The organism is Pelomonas nitida (genome assembly GCF_043555975.1).
GTDB classification, from domain to species: Bacteria; Pseudomonadota; Gammaproteobacteria; order Burkholderiales; family Burkholderiaceae_C; genus Pelomonas; species Pelomonas nitida.
Window position 1 is genome coordinate 95,890 of the sequence record NZ_JBIGIA010000012.1, and the last position, 16,713, is coordinate 112,602.

Sequence of the window (16,713 nt, forward strand, 5' to 3'; positions counted from 1 at the left end):
TGAATCGCCGCCCATGAAAGACTCCCTGCGCCAGCAGTTCGACCGCCTCGGCTTTCGCCTCGCCGAGCTCGACGCCCTCCTCGCCGACGGCAGCATCGCCGCCGACATGAAGCGCTACCGCGCGCTGACCCGCGAGCAGTCGGAGGTGTCGGGCCTGGTCGACCGCTACCGCCGCTACCAGGCGCACGAGGCCGACCTCGCCGCCGCGCGCGAGATGCTGATCGACCCCGACATGGCCGAGATGGCCCGCGAGGAGATCACCAGCAACGAGGCGGCGCTGGCTGCGCTGGACCACGAGCTGCAGCTCGCGCTCATCCCCAAAGACCCGGACGACGAACGCAACGCCTTCCTCGAAATCCGCGCCGGCACCGGTGGCGATGAGTCGGCGCTGTTCGCTGGCGATCTGGCGCGGATGTACCTGCGCTTCGCCGAGGGCCAGGGCTGGCGCACGGAGATCCTGTCCGAGAACGTGTCCGACCTCGGCGGCTACAAGGAGCTGGTCGTGCGCGTCGAGGGCGACGGCGTCTACGGTCGCCTCAAGTTCGAGAGCGGTGGCCACCGCGTGCAGCGCGTGCCGGCGACCGAAACCCAGGGCCGCATCCACACCAGCGCCTGCACGATCGCCGTGATGCCCGAGCCCGACGAGGCCGAGGCCGTCACGCTGAACCCGGCCGACCTGCGCATCGACACCTTCCGCGCCAGCGGCGCCGGCGGCCAGCACATCAACAAGACCGACTCGGCCGTGCGCGTCGTCCACCTGCCCACGGGCATCGTGGCCGAATGCCAGGACGGCCGCAGCCAGCACAGCAACAAGGCCAAGGCGCTGCAGGTGCTGCAGGCGCGCATCCAGGAGAAGGAGCGCAGCGAGCGCGCCGCCAAGGAGGCCGCCACGCGCAAGGGCCTGATCGGCAGCGGCGACCGCAGCGACCGCATCCGCACCTACAACTTCCCGCAGGGCCGCCTCACCGACCACCGCATCAACCTGACGCTCTACAAGCTCGGGCAGATCATGGACGGCGACCTGAGCGACGTCATCCAGGGCCTGCTGGCCGCGCAGGCGGCCGACCAGCTCGCGCAGCTGGAAGAAGGCCGCGCGTGACACCCGAGCTGTCGGTCGACGCCGCGCTGGCCCTCGCGCGCGAGCTCGGCGTCGAACGTGGCGATGCCCAGACCCTGCTGAGCCACCTGACCGGCCAGGGCCGCACCTGGCTCGTGACGCACGGCCACGCCCTCGTGCCCGGCGCTGCCGAGCTGCTGCGGCGGCTGGCTGATGGCGAGCCGCTGGCTCACCTGACGGGCTGGCAAGCCTTCCACGGCCTGAACCTGCGGGTCACGCCGGCCACGCTGATCCCCCGCCCCGACACGGAAACGCTGGTCGACTGGGCGCTCGAGCTGCTGGCCGCCCTGCCTGGCGAGCCGGCCGTCGCAGACCTCGGCACGGGCAGCGGCGCCATCGCGTTGGCGATCAAGGCCGCTTGCCCGCGCGCCCGCGTCACGGCCGTGGACCTCAGTGCCGACGCGCTGGCGGTGGCGCGCGCCAATGGCGTGCGGCTGGGGCTGGATGTGGACTGGCGCCATGGCAGCTGGTTCGCGCCCCTGGGCACACAACGGTTCGACCTGCTCGTCAGCAACCCGCCCTACATCGCCGGCGACGACCCCCACCTGCCGGCCCTGCGCCACGAACCGTTCACCGCGCTGACACCGGGTGGCGATGGCCTGGCCGACTTGCGTGCCCTCATCGGCGGCGCGGCAGCGCATCTGGCGCCCGGCGGCTGGCTGCTGCTCGAGCATGGCTGGGACCAGGCTGATGCGGTGGCGCAACAACTGGTGAACAACGGCTTCGACCACATCGGCCTGCGCCGGGACCTCGCCGGGCGCCCCCGCGCCACCGGTGGCCGCTGGGCACTCAAGGCCTGAAGATCGCGCCGTTTGGCGTGAGGTTTTCGCCTCACTTCTGCTTACTCGATGACAAGTGAGCGGCGTAGTATCGAAACCCGATGCCTCGTCTACCTCGCAGGAGTCGATCATGTCCCGCCTCACCGCTGCGGTTCTCAGCCTCGCCACCCTCACGGCGCTGCCACCTGCGCAGGCGCAGGGGAGCGAACAACTTCGATGGCAGGCGCGGCTCCAACTCAACAGCCTGGACGCGCACGCTGACCCGGTGCCGCGTCTCGCCGGCTCGGGCGTCCTCAGCGCCACGCTGCTCGGCGACTACTACCTGACCCATGCCAGCTTCGCCAGCCTGCAGGGCGGCCTGAGAGCCACTGGCGGCCTGCTGCTCGGGCCGCTGTCGATGGCGCAGAGCAGCGGCGGGATCGCACTCGGCGGCGGGCCTGTGGCGGCCGGGCGTCGCACGCTCGTGCCCATTGGCCCCGATGCCTACGCGTTCGAGCCCAGCGCCAACCTGTCGTATGTGGGCATCGGCTACACCGGGTGGCTCAAGCGCGGCGGCCTGGCCTTCAGCGCCGACCTGGGCCTGATGTCGGGCAGCCTGCGCCTGGGCCGCAGCAGCGCCCAGGGCGTGGAAGACGCGATGCGCGACCTGCGCTTCAAGCCCCTGCTGCAGCTGGGCCTGGCCTACAGCTATTGAGGCGGGCGCCGGGGCGCTCCGGGATAATTGCTGCTTTGCCTTATCCGAGAACTGCAATGAGCGACGTTCAGCAACGCATCGACGACCTGGTCAAGTCCAACCGCGTCATGCTCTTCATGAAGGGCACGGCCCAGTTCCCGATGTGCGGCTTCTCCGGCCGCGCCATCCAGATCCTGAAGGCCGCCGGTGCGACCGACATCAAGACCTTCAACGTGCTCGAAGACGAGGCCGTGCGCCAGGGCATCAAGGACTACGCCAACTGGCCCACCATCCCCCAGCTCTACATCGGCGGCGAGTTCGTCGGCGGCTCGGACATCATGATGGAGATGTACGAATCCGGTGAACTGCAGCAGGCCCTCACCCAGGCCTGACATGCCACAGCGACTCGTCGTCGGCCTCACGGGCGCGACCGGCGCGGCCTATGGGCTGCGGCTGCTGCGCCGCGCGCGTGAATTGGGCGTCGAGACGCATCTGATCGCCACGCCCGCCGGCATCCTGAACGCCCATCACGAGCTGGGGTTGGACCGCTCGGCGCTGGAGGCCGAGGCAAGCCATGCTTACTCGCCGGGCGACATCGGCGCCTGCGTCGCCAGCGGCAGCTTCGCGACCGCCGCGATGGTCGTCGCACCCTGCTCGATGAAGTCGCTGGCGGCCATCGCCCACGGCCTGGGCGACAACCTGCTGACCCGCGCCGCCGACGTCACGCTGAAGGAGCGCCGCCGGTTGATCCTGATGGTGCGCGAGACGCCGCTGAACCTGGCCCACCTGCGCAACATGGTCGCGGTGACCGAGATGGGCGGCATCTGCTTCCCGCCGCTGCCGGCGTTCTATCACCACCCCAAGACCATCGACGAGATGGTCAACGAGACAGCCGAGCGGGTATTGGAGCTGGCCGGCATCACGGCCGCCCAGCCCAAGGCCTGGACGGGCCTCTGAGGCCCGCGCCATCGGAGGCGTCAGCCGACGCCTCCGCCAGCCACGTCAGGGCTTCTGCACCACCAACCCACGCCGCTCCAGCAGCGGCTTGATGTCGGGGCCGTGGCCCACGAGGTTGCGGAACAGCACCATCGCGTCTTCACTGCCACCGCGCGACAGCAGCTTGTTGCGCAGCGCATCGCCGTTGGCGCGCTTCAGGCCGCCATGGGCTTTCAGCCATTCCACCGTGTCGGCGTCCAGCACCTCGCTCCAGATGTAGGCGTAGTAGCCGGCCGAGTAGCCGCCCATGATGTGGCTGAAGTACGGCAGGCGGTAGCGCGGCGGCACGGGGCCGAAGTCGATGCCCTCTTCCTTCAGCACCTTGGCCTCGAAACCGACGATGTCTTCGGCCGACGGCGCCTGGCCGGCAGGCAGCTGGTGCAGGCGCTGGTCGACGATGGCCGCGCTCAGGTAGGACACGGTCATGTAGCCCTGATTGAAGCGCTTGGCACGGGCAACCTTGTCCAGCAGTTCGCGCGGCATGGGTGCGCCGGTCTGGTAGTGCTTGGCGTAGTTGGCCAGCACGCTGGGCCAGTCCGCCCAGACCTCGTTAACCTGCGAGGGGTACTCGACGAAGTCGCGCGGCACGCGGGCCAGGCTCGGGTAGCGGCCCTTGTTGAACATGTAGTGCAGCGCGTGGCCGAACTCATGGAACATCGTGTTGACCTCGTCCCAGGTCAGCAGCGTCGGCTCGCCGGCGGCCGGCTTCGGGATGTTGAGGTGGTTGGCCACGACGGGCTGCGTGCCCTCCAGCGGGTTCTGGCTGACGTAGGAATTCATCCACGCACCGCCGCGCTTGGACGGCCGCGCATACATGTCGGCGATGAAGATGGCCAGCTGCTTGCCGTTGGTGTCGAACACGTCGTAGGTCCACACGTCGTCGCGGTAGACCGGCAGGTCGGTGCGGCGCTTGAACGTGATGCCGTACAGCTGCTGCGCGGCGAAGAACACGCCGCGCTCCAGCACGCTGGTGATTTCCAGGTAGGGCTTGAGCTGGCTCTCGTCGAAACCGTACTTGGCCGAACGCAGCTTGTCGGCGTAGTAGCTCCAGTCCCAGGCCTGCAGCGCAAAGCTGGGTTCGCCCTTGGCGGCCTGCTCGCTGTCGATGAGCTTCTGCAGCTCCGCCGCTTCTTGCTTGGCAGACGCGACCGCCGCCGGCGCCAGCTGGCGCAGCATGGCGTTGACGGCATCGGCCGACTTGGCGGTCTCGTCCTCCAGCACGAAGGCCGCAGGCGTCGCATAGCCCAGCAGCGCCGCGCGCTCCTCGCGCAATGCGACGACGCGCGACAGCGTCGCCCGCGTGTCGAACGCGTTGCCACGGGCGCCCCGTGCGATGGAAGCCTTGTGCAGGCGCTCGCGCAGCGCGCGGTTCTGCAGGTCGGTCTCGAAGGGCTGGATGGTGGTGTTCAGCAGCGCGATGGCGTACTTGCCTTCCAGACCACGCTTCTTGGCGTTGTCGGCGGCGGCAGCGATCTGCGCGGGCGTGAGGCCGGCGAGTTCGTCGGCGCTGTCGACGACGACGGCCGAATCGTTCACCTCGGCCAGCACGGCCTTGTTGAAGCTGGCCGTCAGCGTGGCGAGTTCGGCGTTGATCGCCTTCATGCGGGTCTTCTGCTCGTCGTTCAGCTGCGCCCCGGCGCGCACCATCTCACGGCGATAGCGCTCGATGAGGCGCTTGCCCTCGGCGTTGGGGGCCGCCTTGTCACGCGCCGCGTACAGCACCTCGATGCGTGCGAACAGCTTGGGGTTGAGCAGCACGGCGTCGCGCTGCGCCGCGAGCTTGGCGGCGTAATCGGTCTGCAGCTTCTGGCGCGCCGGGTTGGCGTCGGTGCCCAACAGGTTGAACAGCAGCGTCGTCGTGCGGTTCAGCAGGCGCCCGCTCTTCTCCCACGCGACGATGGTGTTGTTGAACGTGGGCGCGGCGGGGTTGTCGGCGATCGCCTGGATCTCGGCCAGCTGCTCGGCCATGCCGCGGTCCAGCGCAGGCGCGAAATCGTCATCGCGCAGCTTGTCGAACTGCGGGTATTGCAGCGGCAGCGGGCTGGGCTTGAGCAGCGGGTTGTCGGGGGTCTGCGCACCCGCCAGGCCAGCGGCCAGCAGGGCAGACAGGATCATGGGCGCGAAGCGAGAGGCAGCGGGCATCGATGAGCGGTCTTGTGGACGAAACCGCGTAGCCTAACCGCAGCCACGCGCACTGCCACAAGCCATGCCGGCCGGCTACTTCTCGCCGGGCAGCAGCCACTGACGCCGGCAGGCGAACACCGCGTTCGGATACTCCGGCCGCCCGCGGCTGCCGTTGTAGCGGCCGAGCGCCAGGTAGAGGTCGCCCTTCTCGATATCGAGGTAGTGGCGCAGGATCACGCAGCCAAAGCGCAGGTTGGTCTGCATGTGGAACAGCGACGACGCATTGCCGTCGCCGATGCTCCTGGTCCAGAACGGCATCACCTGCATGTAGCCGCGCGCGCCGGCGGAGCTGATCGCGTATTTGCGAAAGCCGCTTTCCACCTGCACCAGCCCGAGCACGAGGCTGGGCTCCAGGCCCGCGCGCTTGGCCTCGTACCAGACGGTCTCGAGGAACTCGATGCGGATCTGGGTCTCGGTCTTGCGCTTCTTGAGCCGCTCGCTCATCTCCCCCAGCCAGCGCAGGTAGGCCATGCGCGCGTCGGTGTCATCGAACTTCGGCCGCGGCGGCGCGGCCTGCGCGATGGAGGCGCTCAGCGCCGAGCGGATCGAGTCAGCCAGCGGCTCCTCGATCTGTGCGCCGGCCCGCGCGCCGAACGGCGCGGCGAGCAGTCCCAGGACGGCAATGCGCCGGGTAGGCCGCATCAAAGCTTCAGCAAGCCCTTCAGATGACCGACGATGTCCACCACGGCGACCTTGGTCGCGGCGTCATCGCGACGGCCCTGGTACTCCACCTGGCCTTCCTTCAGGCCGCGGTCGCCCAGCACGACGCGGTGCGGCACGCCGATCAGTTCCCAGTCGGCGAACATCGCGCCCGGGCGCTCGCCGCGATCGTCCAGCAACACGTCCACGCCCAGCGCCTTCAAGTCGTCGTAGAGCTTGTCGGCGGCGGCCTTGACCTCGGCGCTGCGGTCTGCGCCGATGGGGCAGATGACCACCGTGAACGGCGCGATCGCGTCCGGCCAGATGATGCCGCGCGCGTCGTGGTTCTGCTCGATGGCCGCGCCCAGGATGCGCGTGACGCCGATGCCGTAGCAGCCCATCTCCATCAGCTTGGGCTTGCCGTTCTCGTCGAGGAAGGTCGCGTTCATCGCGGCCGAGTACTTGGTGCCGAGGTAGAACACATGGCCCACCTCGATGCCGCGCTGGATGGCCAGCACGCCCTTGCCGTCCGGCGACGGGTCACCAGCGACGACGTTGCGGATGTCGGCGACGACATCGGGCTCGGGCAGGTCGCGGCCCCAGTTCGCGCCGGTGAAGTGGAAGTCCACCTCGTTGGCGCCGCAGACGAAATCGGCCATGTTGGCCACCGTGCGGTCGGCGACGATCTTCAGCGGCGCCTTCAGGCCGATGGGGCCCAGGTAGCCGGGCTTGCAACCGAAGTGGGCGTCGATCTCGCCGGCCGTCGCGAAGCGGAAACCGCCCTTCAAGCCCTCGACCTTGCCCGCCTTCACCTCGTTGAGCTCATGGTCACCGCGCACCAGCAGCAGCCAGACCTGGGTCTTCGTGATGACGCCATGCTCATCCAGCTCGTCGGTGGCCAGCACCAGCGACTTGACGGTCTGCGCCAGCGGCAGGCCCAGCAGCTCGGCCACGTCGGCACAAGTGCTCTTGCCCGGCGTCGGCGTCTTGGCCAGCGCCTGCGTCGCGGCGCCGCGCTCGGGCGTCAGCGCCACGCCTTCGGCCAGCTCCATGTTGGCTGCGTAGTCGCTGGTGGGGCAATAGACGATGGCGTCTTCGCCCGTCTCGGCGATGACCTGGAACTCGTGCGAGCGGTCGCCGCCGATGGCGCCGGTGTCCGCCGCGACGGCGCGGTATTGCAGGCCGAAGCGGTCGAAGATCTTGCAGTAGGCCGCGTACATGTTGTCGTAGCTGCGGCCAGCGGCCTCGACGTCACGGTCGAAGGAGTAGGCGTCCTTCATCGTGAACTCGCGGCCGCGCATCAGGCCGAAGCGCGGGCGACGCTCGTCGCGGAACTTGGTCTGGATGTGATAGAAATTTTTCGGCAGCTGGCGGTAGCTGCGCAGCTCCTGGCGGGCGATGTCGGTGATGACTTCCTCGCTCGTCGGCTGCACGATGAAGTCGCGGCCGTGGCGATCCTTCACGCGCAGCAGCTCCGGCCCCATCTTGTCGAAGCGGCCCGTCTCCTGCCACAGCTCGGCGGGCTGGATGACCGGCATCAGGCACTCCACCGCGCCGGCAGCGTCCATCTCCTCGCGGATGATCCGCTCGACCTTGCGGATGACGCGAAGCCCCATCGGCATGTAGTTGTATATGCCAGCGCCAAGGCGCTTGATCATGCCGGCGCGCATCATCAGCTTGTGGCTGACCACTTCTGCATCGGCAGGCGCTTCCTTGAGGGTGGAGACGAAGAACTGAGAGGCTTTCATGGGCAACTGGAATGCGAAGGCCGGGTGAAAACCCGGCCGAACTCACGAGAAAACGGGGGCAACTCTTCGGGTTAGCGAGGGCGCTACCGCAATCGCGGCCCGATGCAATAATCGAACCAACTAGAGATTTGAGGTTGATTATGCTCGACCGTGAAGGCTTCCGCCCCAACGTCGGCATCATCCTGCTCAACCAACGCAACGAGGTTTTCTGGGGCAAACGCATCAGGACGCACTCGTGGCAGTTCCCGCAAGGGGGCATCAAACACGGTGAGACGCCCGAGCAGGCGATGTTCCGAGAGCTCCACGAAGAAGTGGGGCTCACTCCAGAGCATGTGCGCATCATTGCGCGGACGCGAGACTGGCTGCGCTATGAGGTGCCCGAGCACTTCATCCGCCGCGATGCGCGCGGCCATTACCGCGGGCAGAAGCAGATCTGGTTCCTGCTGCAGATGATGGGCCGCGACTGCGACATGAATCTGCGCGCCACCGACCACCCCGAGTTCGACGCCTGGCGCTGGAACGACTACTGGGTGCCGCTGGAAGCGGTCATCGAGTTCAAGCGGGGTGTCTACGAAATGGCGCTGACGGAACTCGCCCGCTTCCTGCCGCGCATCAATCATCACAACCGCTACCTGCGCGCCGGCATGCGGCCGTCCCACCGGGAGCGCAACAGTGGATCGATGCCGCTGGACGGCGCACAGCCAGAGAACGACCCACCCGGCTGAAGCGCCGCGGCGGCACCTGCCCGGCGGCGTTCATCGCAGCACCAGGTTGTCCCGGTGGATGAGTTCCGGCTCGGCCGCATAACCGAGCCATGCCTCGAACTCCGAGGACGGTTTGCGAGCGATGAGGCGCGACTCTGCCGCCGAATAGTTGGCCAGGCCGCGCGCCAGCTCGGTGCCATCAGGCCCGAGCACGGCGATGACATCGCCCCGATGGAAGTCGCCCTGCACCTCGGTGACGCCGATGGGCAGCAGGCTCTTGCCCTCGCCACGCAACTTGGTCAGCGCGCCGGCATCGACCTTCACCGCGCCACGCATCTGAAGGTGGTCGACCATCCACTGCTTGCGCGCCTGCAGCTTGGGCGTCGCGGCATGCAGCGCAGTGCCGATCGCCTCACCGCGCGCCAGGCGCAGCAACACATCGGGCTCCCGCCCCCAGGCGATGACCGTGCCCGCACCGCTCCCAGCGGCGCGTTTGGCCGCGAGGATCTTGGTGATCATGCCGCCCCGCCCGATGCTGGAACCGGCGCCGCCCGCCATCCGCTCGAGTTCCGGATCGCCAGCCTGGGCGTTGTCGATGAAACGGGCCTGCGGGTCCTTGCGCGGGTCGGCCGAGTACAGGCCGCGCTGGTCGGTCAGGATGATCAGCGCGTCGGCCTCGACGAGGTTGGCCACCAGCGCGCCCAGCGTGTCGTTGTCGCCGAACTTGATCTCGTCGTTGACGACGGTGTCGTTCTCGTTGATGACCGGCAGCACGCGATGCGCCATCAAGGTCAGCAGCGTCGAGCGCGCATTCAGGTAGCGCTCGCGGTCGGCCAGGTCGGCGTGCGTCAGCAGCACCTGGGCACTGTGCAGGCCATGCGCGCTGAGCTGGCTCTCGTACATCTGCGCCAGGCCCATCTGCCCGACGGCGGCCGCCGCCTGCAGCTCGTGCAATTCCTTGGGCCGGGTCGTCCAGCCCAACCGCTTCATGCCCTCGGCGATCGCGCCGCTGGAAACCATGACCAGCTCACGCCCTTCACCGGCCAGGGCCGCCAGCTGGCGACTCCAGTTCGCGATGGCCTCGGCGTCAACGCCGCGCCCCTCGTTCGTGACGAGGCTGGAACCGACCTTGACGACGATGCGGCGCGCGCTGGACAGCAGGCTCATTCGGTAGCGGAGTCTTCAGGTTTGGGGGTGTCGAAACGCACATCGCGCTCCTCGATCACCCGCTGCTCCGCAGCGACGTGGTCGTAGATCGCGTGGATCAGCGGCTGGCAACCCTGACGGGTCAGCGCCGAAATCTCGAAGACCGGCCCCTTCCACTTGTAGCGCTTGATGAAGTCCTTCACGCGAGCCGCGCGCTCTTCATCAGGCACCATGTCCAGCTTGTTGAGCACCAGCCAGCGCGGCTTGGCATGCAGCTCGGCGTCGTACTTCTTCAGCTCGGCGACGATGGCCTTGGCTTCATTAACCGGATCGACCTCCGGATCGAAGGGCGCCAGGTCAACCACATGCAGCAGCAAGCGCGTGCGCTGCAGATGGCGCAGGAATTGATGGCCCAGACCGGCGCCTTCGGCGGCACCTTCGATCAGCCCGGGAATGTCTGCCACGACAAAGCTCTTCTCCGGCGCGACACGCACGACACCCAGATTGGGGTGCAGCGTCGTGAACGGATAGTCAGCAATCTTGGGCTTGGCGTTGGAGATCGCCGCGATGAGCGTCGACTTGCCCGCATTCGGTTGGCCCAGCAGCCCCACGTCGGCCAGCACGCGCAGCTCCAGCCGCACCTTCTTGATTTCGCCCGGCCAACCCGGCGTCTTCTGACGCGGCGCGCGGTTGGTCGACGTCTTGAAATGCAGGTTGCCGAAGCCGCCGTCACCGCCCTTGCACAGCAGGATGCGCTCACCCGGCTCCAGCAACTCGCCGATGACGGACTCGGTCTCCAGGTCGGTGATGATGGTGCCGACCGGCATGCGCAGCACGATGTCGTCAGCCGCTGCGCCGAAGCAGTCGGAGCCACGGCCGGCCTCGCCGTTGCGTGCCTCGTGGCGGCGCGCATAGCGGTAATCGATCAGCGTGTTGAGGTTACGGTCAGCCTCGGCCCAGACACTGCCGCCCTTGCCGCCGTCACCGCCGTCCGGCCCGCCGAACGGAATGAACTTCTCGCGGCGAAAGCTCGCGCAGCCAGCGCCGCCGTTACCGGCCGCGACGTCAATGGTGGCTTCGTCAACGAATTTCATGGGATGCAGCCATCGTAATGGCTCGGTTGGGCCGGCTGATACCGTCGTGCGGCGCGCCAGACTTCAGAAATGACAAAGCCCCGGCAGGCCGGGGCTTGAGACGTCGGGCGATACGCTCGCCCGCGACGACAGCGATTAAGCTGCCAGCGGCGTGACGACGACCGTCGCGCGGTTGCTTGCACCCTTGGTGGTGAAGCTGACGTGGCCATCGACCAGCGCGAACAGCGTGTGGTCCTTGCCGATGCCGACGTTCACACCGGGGTGGAACTTCGTGCCACGCTGGCGAACGATGATCGAACCAGCGGAGATCAGTTCGCCGCCGTAAGCCTTGACGCCCAGCATCTTGGGCTTGGAGTCGCGGCCATTCCGTGTGGAACCGCCGCCCTTTTTCTGTGCCATGAGTTAGCTCCTAGAAATTAGCGTAAGTCGACTGAAATCAGCCGTTGACCGCGCTGATTTCCAGCTCGGTGTAGTTCTGACGATGGCCTTGGCTCTTCTTGTAGTGCTTGCGACGGCGCATCTTGAAGATGCGAACCTTGTCGTGCTTGCCATGGCTGACGACCTTGGCGCTGACGGTGGCGCCAGCGACCAGCGGCGCGCCGACCGTCAGGCCGTCACCGCTGCCGACTGCCAGCACCTGGTCCAGCGTGACCACGGCACCGACTTCCGCGTCGAGCAACTCGACCTTGATCTTCTCGCCGGCAGCAACCTTGTATTGCTTGCCGCCGGTCTTGATGACTGCGTACATCTTCATCCTTCCGCACCTGACGGTGCATTCACCCGGCTTTCAACGGCACCTCACAGTCCTCGTTCTCGCCCGGCCTTTTTGTGAGTTTCTTGAACCCCTCGCCGCCACCGGCCCGGAAAATTCCGGCGCAAGCCAACTGCGAAGAGCCTGCGAGTATACCCGCAGATTCGCCCGTCTGACAACGCCCGCACCGCGCAAGCATCGACCACCCTGGAGGCCGCCAGCCTCGGGCGATGCCCTTCCTATAATCCTGCGATTCATACCTTGAGAGTTCAGAGTGCGCGTCGAGTCTGCCTCGCCCCCATCCCAAGTTGCCGAGGCCCTTGCCCAGCTGACCACCGAGATGGGTCAGGTGGACGCCGTCATCGCGCAGTGCCTGAGTTCAGAGGTGGCGCTGATCGACCAGATCGCCCACTACATCGTGCACGCCGGCGGCAAACGCATGCGCCCGAAGCTTGTGCTGCTGTTTGCCAACGCGCTGGGCTTTGACGGCGCCGCCCGCTTCGACCTGGCGGCCGTTGTCGAATTCATCCACACCGCCACCTTGCTGCATGACGACGTGGTGGACGAGTCATCGCTGCGCCGCGGCAAGCCGACGGCCAACGCACTGTTCGGCAATGCAGCCAGTGTGCTGGTCGGCGACTTCCTCTACTCGCGCGCCTTCCAGATGATGGTCTCGGTGAACAGCATGCGCGTGCTTGACGTGCTGGCCGAAGCCACCAATGTCATCGCCGAGGGCGAGGTCCTGCAGTTGATGAACATGCATGACCCGGACATCACGGTCGAGAGCTACTTGCGCGTGATCCGATTCAAGACAGCCAAGCTGTTCGAGGCGAGCGCCAGACTGGGGGCCGTTCTGGCCAACTCGACGCCGGAAATCGAGGAAGCCTGCGCCACCTACGGGCGCGCACTGGGCACCGCCTTCCAACTCATCGACGACGTGCTCGACTACGAAGGCGACGCGCAAGAGCTCGGCAAGAACATCGGCGACGACCTGCGAGAGGGCAAGACCACCCTCCCCCTGCTGATCGCGATGGAGCGCGGATCTGCAGAACAACGCGCCCTGCTGCGTCACGCCATCGAGCATGGCGAACTGGAAAAGCTGCACGAGATCGTCGACATCGTGCGCGCCACCGGCGCACTGGAATCCACTCGTGAAGCCGCCCGCGCCGAAGCGCAGCACGCAAGCGACAGCTTAAAATTGCTTCCTCGCAATCGGTGGACAGAATCTCTGCTAGAATTCGCAATTCGGTCGGTTGAGAGAAGTTCTTAACGCCGACCAACAAAAATCGGGGTGTAGCTTAGCCTGGTAGAGCGCTACGTTCGGGACGTAGAGGCCGGAGGTTCGAATCCTCTCACCCCGACCAGGATTTTCCTTAAGAATCAACCACTTACGAAAGTGGCCTCCTGATTCTTAAGGCCACTGGTGGCAAATCAGTGGCAGATGCGGTGTCCTTGCAGCAGCGACACGCACATGGCTAAATATTTTTGATTAGACGCGGCTCCACTAACTTGGAGTCCTGTCATGGCCACCATCGAGAACCGCTCACGGTTCGTTGTCACCGTCGCAAACCGCGACGACCTCCTCAAGACCTTCCCTCACAGCAAGCGCGCAGACGCAATGGCGTACGTGCGTCAGCTCTCGAACGAGCAGGGGTTCAAACCCAAGCTCTCGCGCGAGAACAACAACTTCATCGTCCGCTTCCGCGAGGTAGGACATCCAGAACTCGCGTTGCCGGCCTCTTCCATGGAGGAAGCCGTCGCCATCAAGATGCGCATCGAAGGGGAACGCGCAACAGGCCTCTTCATTGACTATGGGAAAGGTCGCACAGTCACCCTCGCCAACCTCTTGGTTCGCTACGCCAAGGAACATTTGCCGCGCCTCAAGAGCTTCGAGACCATGGGTTATGTCGTCAACGGCTTCTTGAGAGACGCTGGGGTCGCTCCAGTCGACATGGCAAAGGCGCTCGCAGACCATCCCAACCCGCACCCGACGGTCAAGCAGACGTTCAAGAAGCGCAAAGCCGCCAAGGAAGTCGTCCGCACGCCATCTGGAGCAGCGGACTTCTTGCGCAAGCCGTTCTCCGCTGTCGTTCCGGACGACATCAACGACTACATCGATGAGCGCTGCCAGTCCGTATCCGAGGCGACGGTCGACCGTGAGCTTGACCTGCTCGCTTCCGTATGCAACTTGGCAATCGAGACATGGCGCATACCGTTGCAGAGCAATCTGAGCCCGATGAAAGGCGTTCGACGCCCACGCTACTTCAACGAGCGTGACCGCCGTCTTCGCACCGGCGAGGAGGCTCGCCTGCTCGAATTGGCCGCAGCGGAGGACCGAGACAGCAGCATTGAACGACGGTTGGAAGAGTTGATGAAGGCGGACCGCTATGCCTCCAGTGCGGCGCCCACGAAGTACAAGCGCAAGAACATCATTGCCGCCGCAAGGCGGAGGTTCGAAGCGGAAGCACTCGCAACATATGACCACGTGCCGACTCTGGAAGCCTACGTCCAGTTCCAGCTGATGACGGCCGCGCGGCTTTCTGAAGGCATCAACCTGCTTTGGAAGCATGTCGACCTTGAGGCACAGACCGCGTTCTTGCCCGAGACGAAAAATGGTCGCCCCCGAACGCTGCCCCTGCGCTCCCACTTGGTTCAACTGCTGAAGGAGTTGCCGCGCACGAGCGAACGAGTCTTTGCACAACTGACCCGCGACGGGCTCAGAAAGGCGTGGGGCCGCATCAATGCGGCGATGGGACTCGAGGGTGAGGAGCGCTTGAGAATTCACGACCTTCGGCATGAGGCGATTTCCCGAACCGCTGAAGCTGGCGCCAACCTCCCTGGTGGCTTTTCGTTGGTGGAGTTGCAAGCATTCAGCGGCCACCGCGATGTGCGCATGCTGCTGCGCTACGCACACTTGAGTGCCACCAGCCTGGCAAAACGACTTGATGCTGCCTTCGGCGACGCTCAGCAGACCTATGTCCACCGCGGCGTTCGTCGCCTGGCCAAGGGCGCCTCGGTCTCACTCGCTCAAATCATCAACGCCCCGGCAGAGACGAACGCGACAGCGGCAGCAGATGCGCCGATGACTGACGGGGACTCCGAGCCGAGTCGTCCGGCTGCCCATCAGCCCCCTGTGCGGTTCAAGTTGGTCATGGGCGGCCGAAGCTAACGCGCCCTGCCAGTGCTCTGGCCGACATCATTGATATCGCAAGAGCGCGGTCCCGCTGTGGCAGGGCCGCGCTCTTGTCTTTCGCCGTTCCAGCGCAAGTACCCGAGCGTTTGCATGCCGCCGGTCATGCATCTCCGCGTTTTATGCACCGGTGCATAGACATTGGAATCACACGCAAACATCGACTCATCGGCAGGCCCAGGGGGCGGTCGACCTATACAGCTGCTGCATGCTGGCAATACATACTGCTAAACGGGGGCAAAGCCACCGCAGCGCGCAGCCCACGTAGAGTCGTATGCACCCCAGCTCCACCAGCGCCTGTATGCAGCTCACGTGCTTCCTAAACCTCGAAGGTGTCGTTCACCCTGTCGCCACCGAGTACCGCACGTCACCTCCGCTGCCTCACACTTCGCGACCATTCCTTTGGGCCGACGCCTTGCGCGAAGTCTCCGAGCGACTGGATATCCACTACGTGCTGCGAACGAGCGTGTTGCTGCACGTTCCGATGCCGTCGCTCGTTGAGCTTGCGCCGGCATGGCTCCGCGCAAGGCTCGTCGGGACGACCGCCCACTGCCTTCGGTATGTTCGGTTCGGCGAGGCACCTCGGCGGGTCGCATCGCGGCGCGCGGTCATTCGCCGCTACGTTGATGAGCACCGCCTGAAGCACTGGGTTGCCCTCGACGACAACGCCGACGGTTGGCTGGCTGCTGACCCGGAACTGCCCCGCCTGGTGTTGTGCGATGCGAAGTTGGGCGTGAGCGACAGCGCCGCCATCACAGAACTCCACCGAGCCCTGCAGTGGAGCCAAGAAGCCGCGGCCGGGAAGTAAGGCGACCAGGCATACGCCCCCAAGACCATGCAGCAGCGTCCAACTTTGTTCATCGACCTCGACGATGTTCTGTGCCTCAACAATCCGTACGGCGGCAATCACTTGAGGCGGTTCCTTCTGCATCCTTCGGAAACTCCGACGGACTTCTGGAGCACGCTCTTTTCGCCTGCGGCTGCCGAAGCATTGAACGCGCTGATGGCAGAAATGCGGCCACGTACAGTGCTGACGTCGAGCTGGATTGGGCTTCTGGACAAGAAGCACTTCGTCCACGCGTTCGAGGTGACGGGACTCGGCAGCGTAGGAGCTGCGCTGCATGGACACTGGGATGCCGAGCAATTCCATGGCGCCTCTCGATTCATGTCGATTCGCGCATGGCTCTCGCTCAACCACAACGGCGAGCCTTTCCTTGTGCTCGACGACCACGATAGCGGCGAAGGCCTACTCGACTCGCTTTGGTACAAGCGCGGTCGCGTTGTCCTGTGTGATGTAGGCGTAGGCTTCCATGCCGGGCATCTCGACACCGCAAGGCATGCCCTCAGGACACCTTGCAGAGGCGATGAGATTTGAAGCGGTTGGGCTGAGGATGTCTCACTGGAATGCAGTTTTCCGATTCCATTCCGCCATCGAAACCGGAGTAACGCATGGCAGCACCTTTCAAGCCTAACGAGCGTGAGGAGCATCTCGTTGCCGAGGCTGAGACGGCGTTGGCTCGCGCGCTCGAGCCTGGCCACTTTGCGCCCGCGGAATTGGTGCGGCGAATGACCCTCGAGGGTCAATTGGTCACTTCCGAGAGCACCGGTTCGCAGGAGCCAGAGCCGAACGGCGCTGAACCACGCCACAGACCAGACGCCAGCGACGCCAATGGGGATTGAAATGGCGTGCGC

At 65.8% G+C, this 16,713-nt stretch carries 17 protein-coding genes and 1 tRNA gene; 11 read left to right on the forward strand and 7 right to left on the reverse strand.

Annotated elements, in window-relative coordinates; genetic code table 11:
- Positions 1-13 precede the first annotated feature (13 nt).
- From prfA to ACG00X_RS16175, 5 genes are all read left to right on the forward strand, one after another.
- Positions 14-1,099: a peptide chain release factor 1 gene (prfA, locus tag ACG00X_RS16155; protein WP_394489255.1), complete on the forward strand. Its 1,086-nt coding sequence runs from the start codon at positions 14-16 to the stop codon at positions 1,097-1,099.
- Positions 1,096-1,917, forward strand: coding sequence for a peptide chain release factor N(5)-glutamine methyltransferase (prmC, locus tag ACG00X_RS16160; protein ID WP_394489257.1), 822 nt, complete (start codon positions 1,096-1,098; stop codon positions 1,915-1,917). Before prfA ends, prmC begins: the two co-directional genes overlap by 4 nt.
- A 109-nt stretch (positions 1,918-2,026) precedes the next feature.
- Positions 2,027-2,590, forward strand: a complete 564-nt coding sequence (locus ACG00X_RS16165; RefSeq protein ID WP_394489259.1) for a hypothetical protein — start codon at positions 2,027-2,029, stop codon at positions 2,588-2,590.
- A 56-nt stretch (positions 2,591-2,646) separates the two neighbouring features.
- Entirely contained in the window at positions 2,647-2,961 is a 315-nt protein-coding gene (gene grxD, locus ACG00X_RS16170; protein ID WP_394489261.1) for a Grx4 family monothiol glutaredoxin, read from the forward strand.
- A gap of 1 nt (position 2,962) precedes the next feature.
- Positions 2,963-3,526 carry a UbiX family flavin prenyltransferase gene (locus ACG00X_RS16175; protein ID WP_394489263.1) on the forward strand — a complete coding sequence of 188 codons (564 nt, stop codon included), beginning with the start codon at positions 2,963-2,965 and terminating at the stop codon, positions 3,524-3,526.
- A 45-nt stretch (positions 3,527-3,571) separates the two neighbouring features.
- Here ACG00X_RS16175 and ACG00X_RS16180 read toward each other — a convergent pair whose 3' ends face one another.
- From ACG00X_RS16180 to ACG00X_RS16190, 3 genes are all read right to left on the reverse strand, one after another.
- Positions 3,572-5,707 carry a M3 family metallopeptidase gene (locus tag ACG00X_RS16180; RefSeq protein WP_394489265.1) on the reverse strand — a complete coding sequence of 712 codons (2,136 nt, stop codon included), beginning with the start codon at positions 5,705-5,707 and terminating at the stop codon, positions 3,572-3,574.
- A 75-nt stretch (positions 5,708-5,782) separates the two neighbouring features.
- A complete protein-coding gene (locus ACG00X_RS16185; protein WP_394489267.1) occupies positions 5,783-6,391 on the reverse strand; it encodes a lytic transglycosylase domain-containing protein in 609 nt (202 codons plus the stop codon).
- Positions 6,391-8,136, reverse strand: coding sequence for a proline--tRNA ligase (locus ACG00X_RS16190; RefSeq protein ID WP_394489269.1), 1,746 nt, complete (start codon positions 8,134-8,136; stop codon positions 6,391-6,393). Before ACG00X_RS16190 ends, ACG00X_RS16185 begins: the two co-directional genes overlap by 1 nt.
- 140 nt (positions 8,137-8,276) lie before the next feature.
- Here ACG00X_RS16190 and ACG00X_RS16195 point away from each other — a divergent pair, with 140 nt between their 5' ends.
- Positions 8,277-8,861 (forward strand): RNA pyrophosphohydrolase, encoded by a 585-nt coding sequence (locus ACG00X_RS16195; RefSeq protein WP_394489433.1) that lies wholly within the window; start codon positions 8,277-8,279, stop codon positions 8,859-8,861.
- Between the two features lie 30 nt (positions 8,862-8,891).
- On the opposite strand, the gene proB is transcribed toward ACG00X_RS16195, so the two are convergent.
- The 4 genes from proB to rplU form a co-directional block, all read right to left on the reverse strand.
- The gene (gene proB / locus ACG00X_RS16200; RefSeq protein WP_394489271.1) at positions 8,892-10,007 is read right to left on the reverse strand and encodes a glutamate 5-kinase; all 1,116 of its coding nucleotides are present in this window, start codon (positions 10,005-10,007) and stop codon (positions 8,892-8,894) included.
- Entirely contained in the window at positions 10,004-11,080 is a 1,077-nt protein-coding gene (gene obgE, locus ACG00X_RS16205) for a GTPase ObgE (protein ID WP_394489273.1), read from the reverse strand. Before obgE ends, proB begins: the two co-directional genes overlap by 4 nt.
- Before the next feature lie 135 nt (positions 11,081-11,215).
- Complete coding sequence (rpmA, locus tag ACG00X_RS16210; protein WP_268148837.1) at positions 11,216-11,479, reverse strand: 50S ribosomal protein L27; 264 nt, start codon at positions 11,477-11,479, stop codon at positions 11,216-11,218.
- A 37-nt stretch (positions 11,480-11,516) separates the two neighbouring features.
- Positions 11,517-11,828, reverse strand: coding sequence for a 50S ribosomal protein L21 (gene rplU / locus ACG00X_RS16215; RefSeq protein ID WP_394489436.1), 312 nt, complete (start codon positions 11,826-11,828; stop codon positions 11,517-11,519).
- A 343-nt stretch (positions 11,829-12,171) separates the two neighbouring features.
- Here rplU and ACG00X_RS16220 point away from each other — a divergent pair, with 343 nt between their 5' ends.
- From ACG00X_RS16220 to ACG00X_RS16240, 5 genes are all read left to right on the forward strand, one after another.
- Positions 12,172-13,101 carry a polyprenyl synthetase family protein gene (locus ACG00X_RS16220; protein ID WP_394489438.1) on the forward strand — a complete coding sequence of 310 codons (930 nt, stop codon included), beginning with the start codon at positions 12,172-12,174 and terminating at the stop codon, positions 13,099-13,101.
- A gap of 17 nt (positions 13,102-13,118) precedes the next feature.
- Positions 13,119-13,195, forward strand: a tRNA-Pro gene (locus tag ACG00X_RS16225).
- Positions 13,196-13,353: 158 nt separating this feature from the next.
- A complete protein-coding gene (locus ACG00X_RS16230; protein WP_394489276.1) occupies positions 13,354-15,000 on the forward strand; it encodes a site-specific integrase in 1,647 nt (548 codons plus the stop codon).
- A 322-nt stretch (positions 15,001-15,322) separates the two neighbouring features.
- Complete coding sequence (locus ACG00X_RS16235; protein WP_394489441.1) at positions 15,323-15,829, forward strand: HAD domain-containing protein; 507 nt, start codon at positions 15,323-15,325, stop codon at positions 15,827-15,829.
- Positions 15,830-15,856: 27 nt separating this feature from the next.
- The gene (locus ACG00X_RS16240) at positions 15,857-16,396 is read left to right on the forward strand and encodes an HAD domain-containing protein (protein WP_394489278.1); all 540 of its coding nucleotides are present in this window, start codon (positions 15,857-15,859) and stop codon (positions 16,394-16,396) included.
- Positions 16,397-16,713 lie beyond the last annotated feature (317 nt).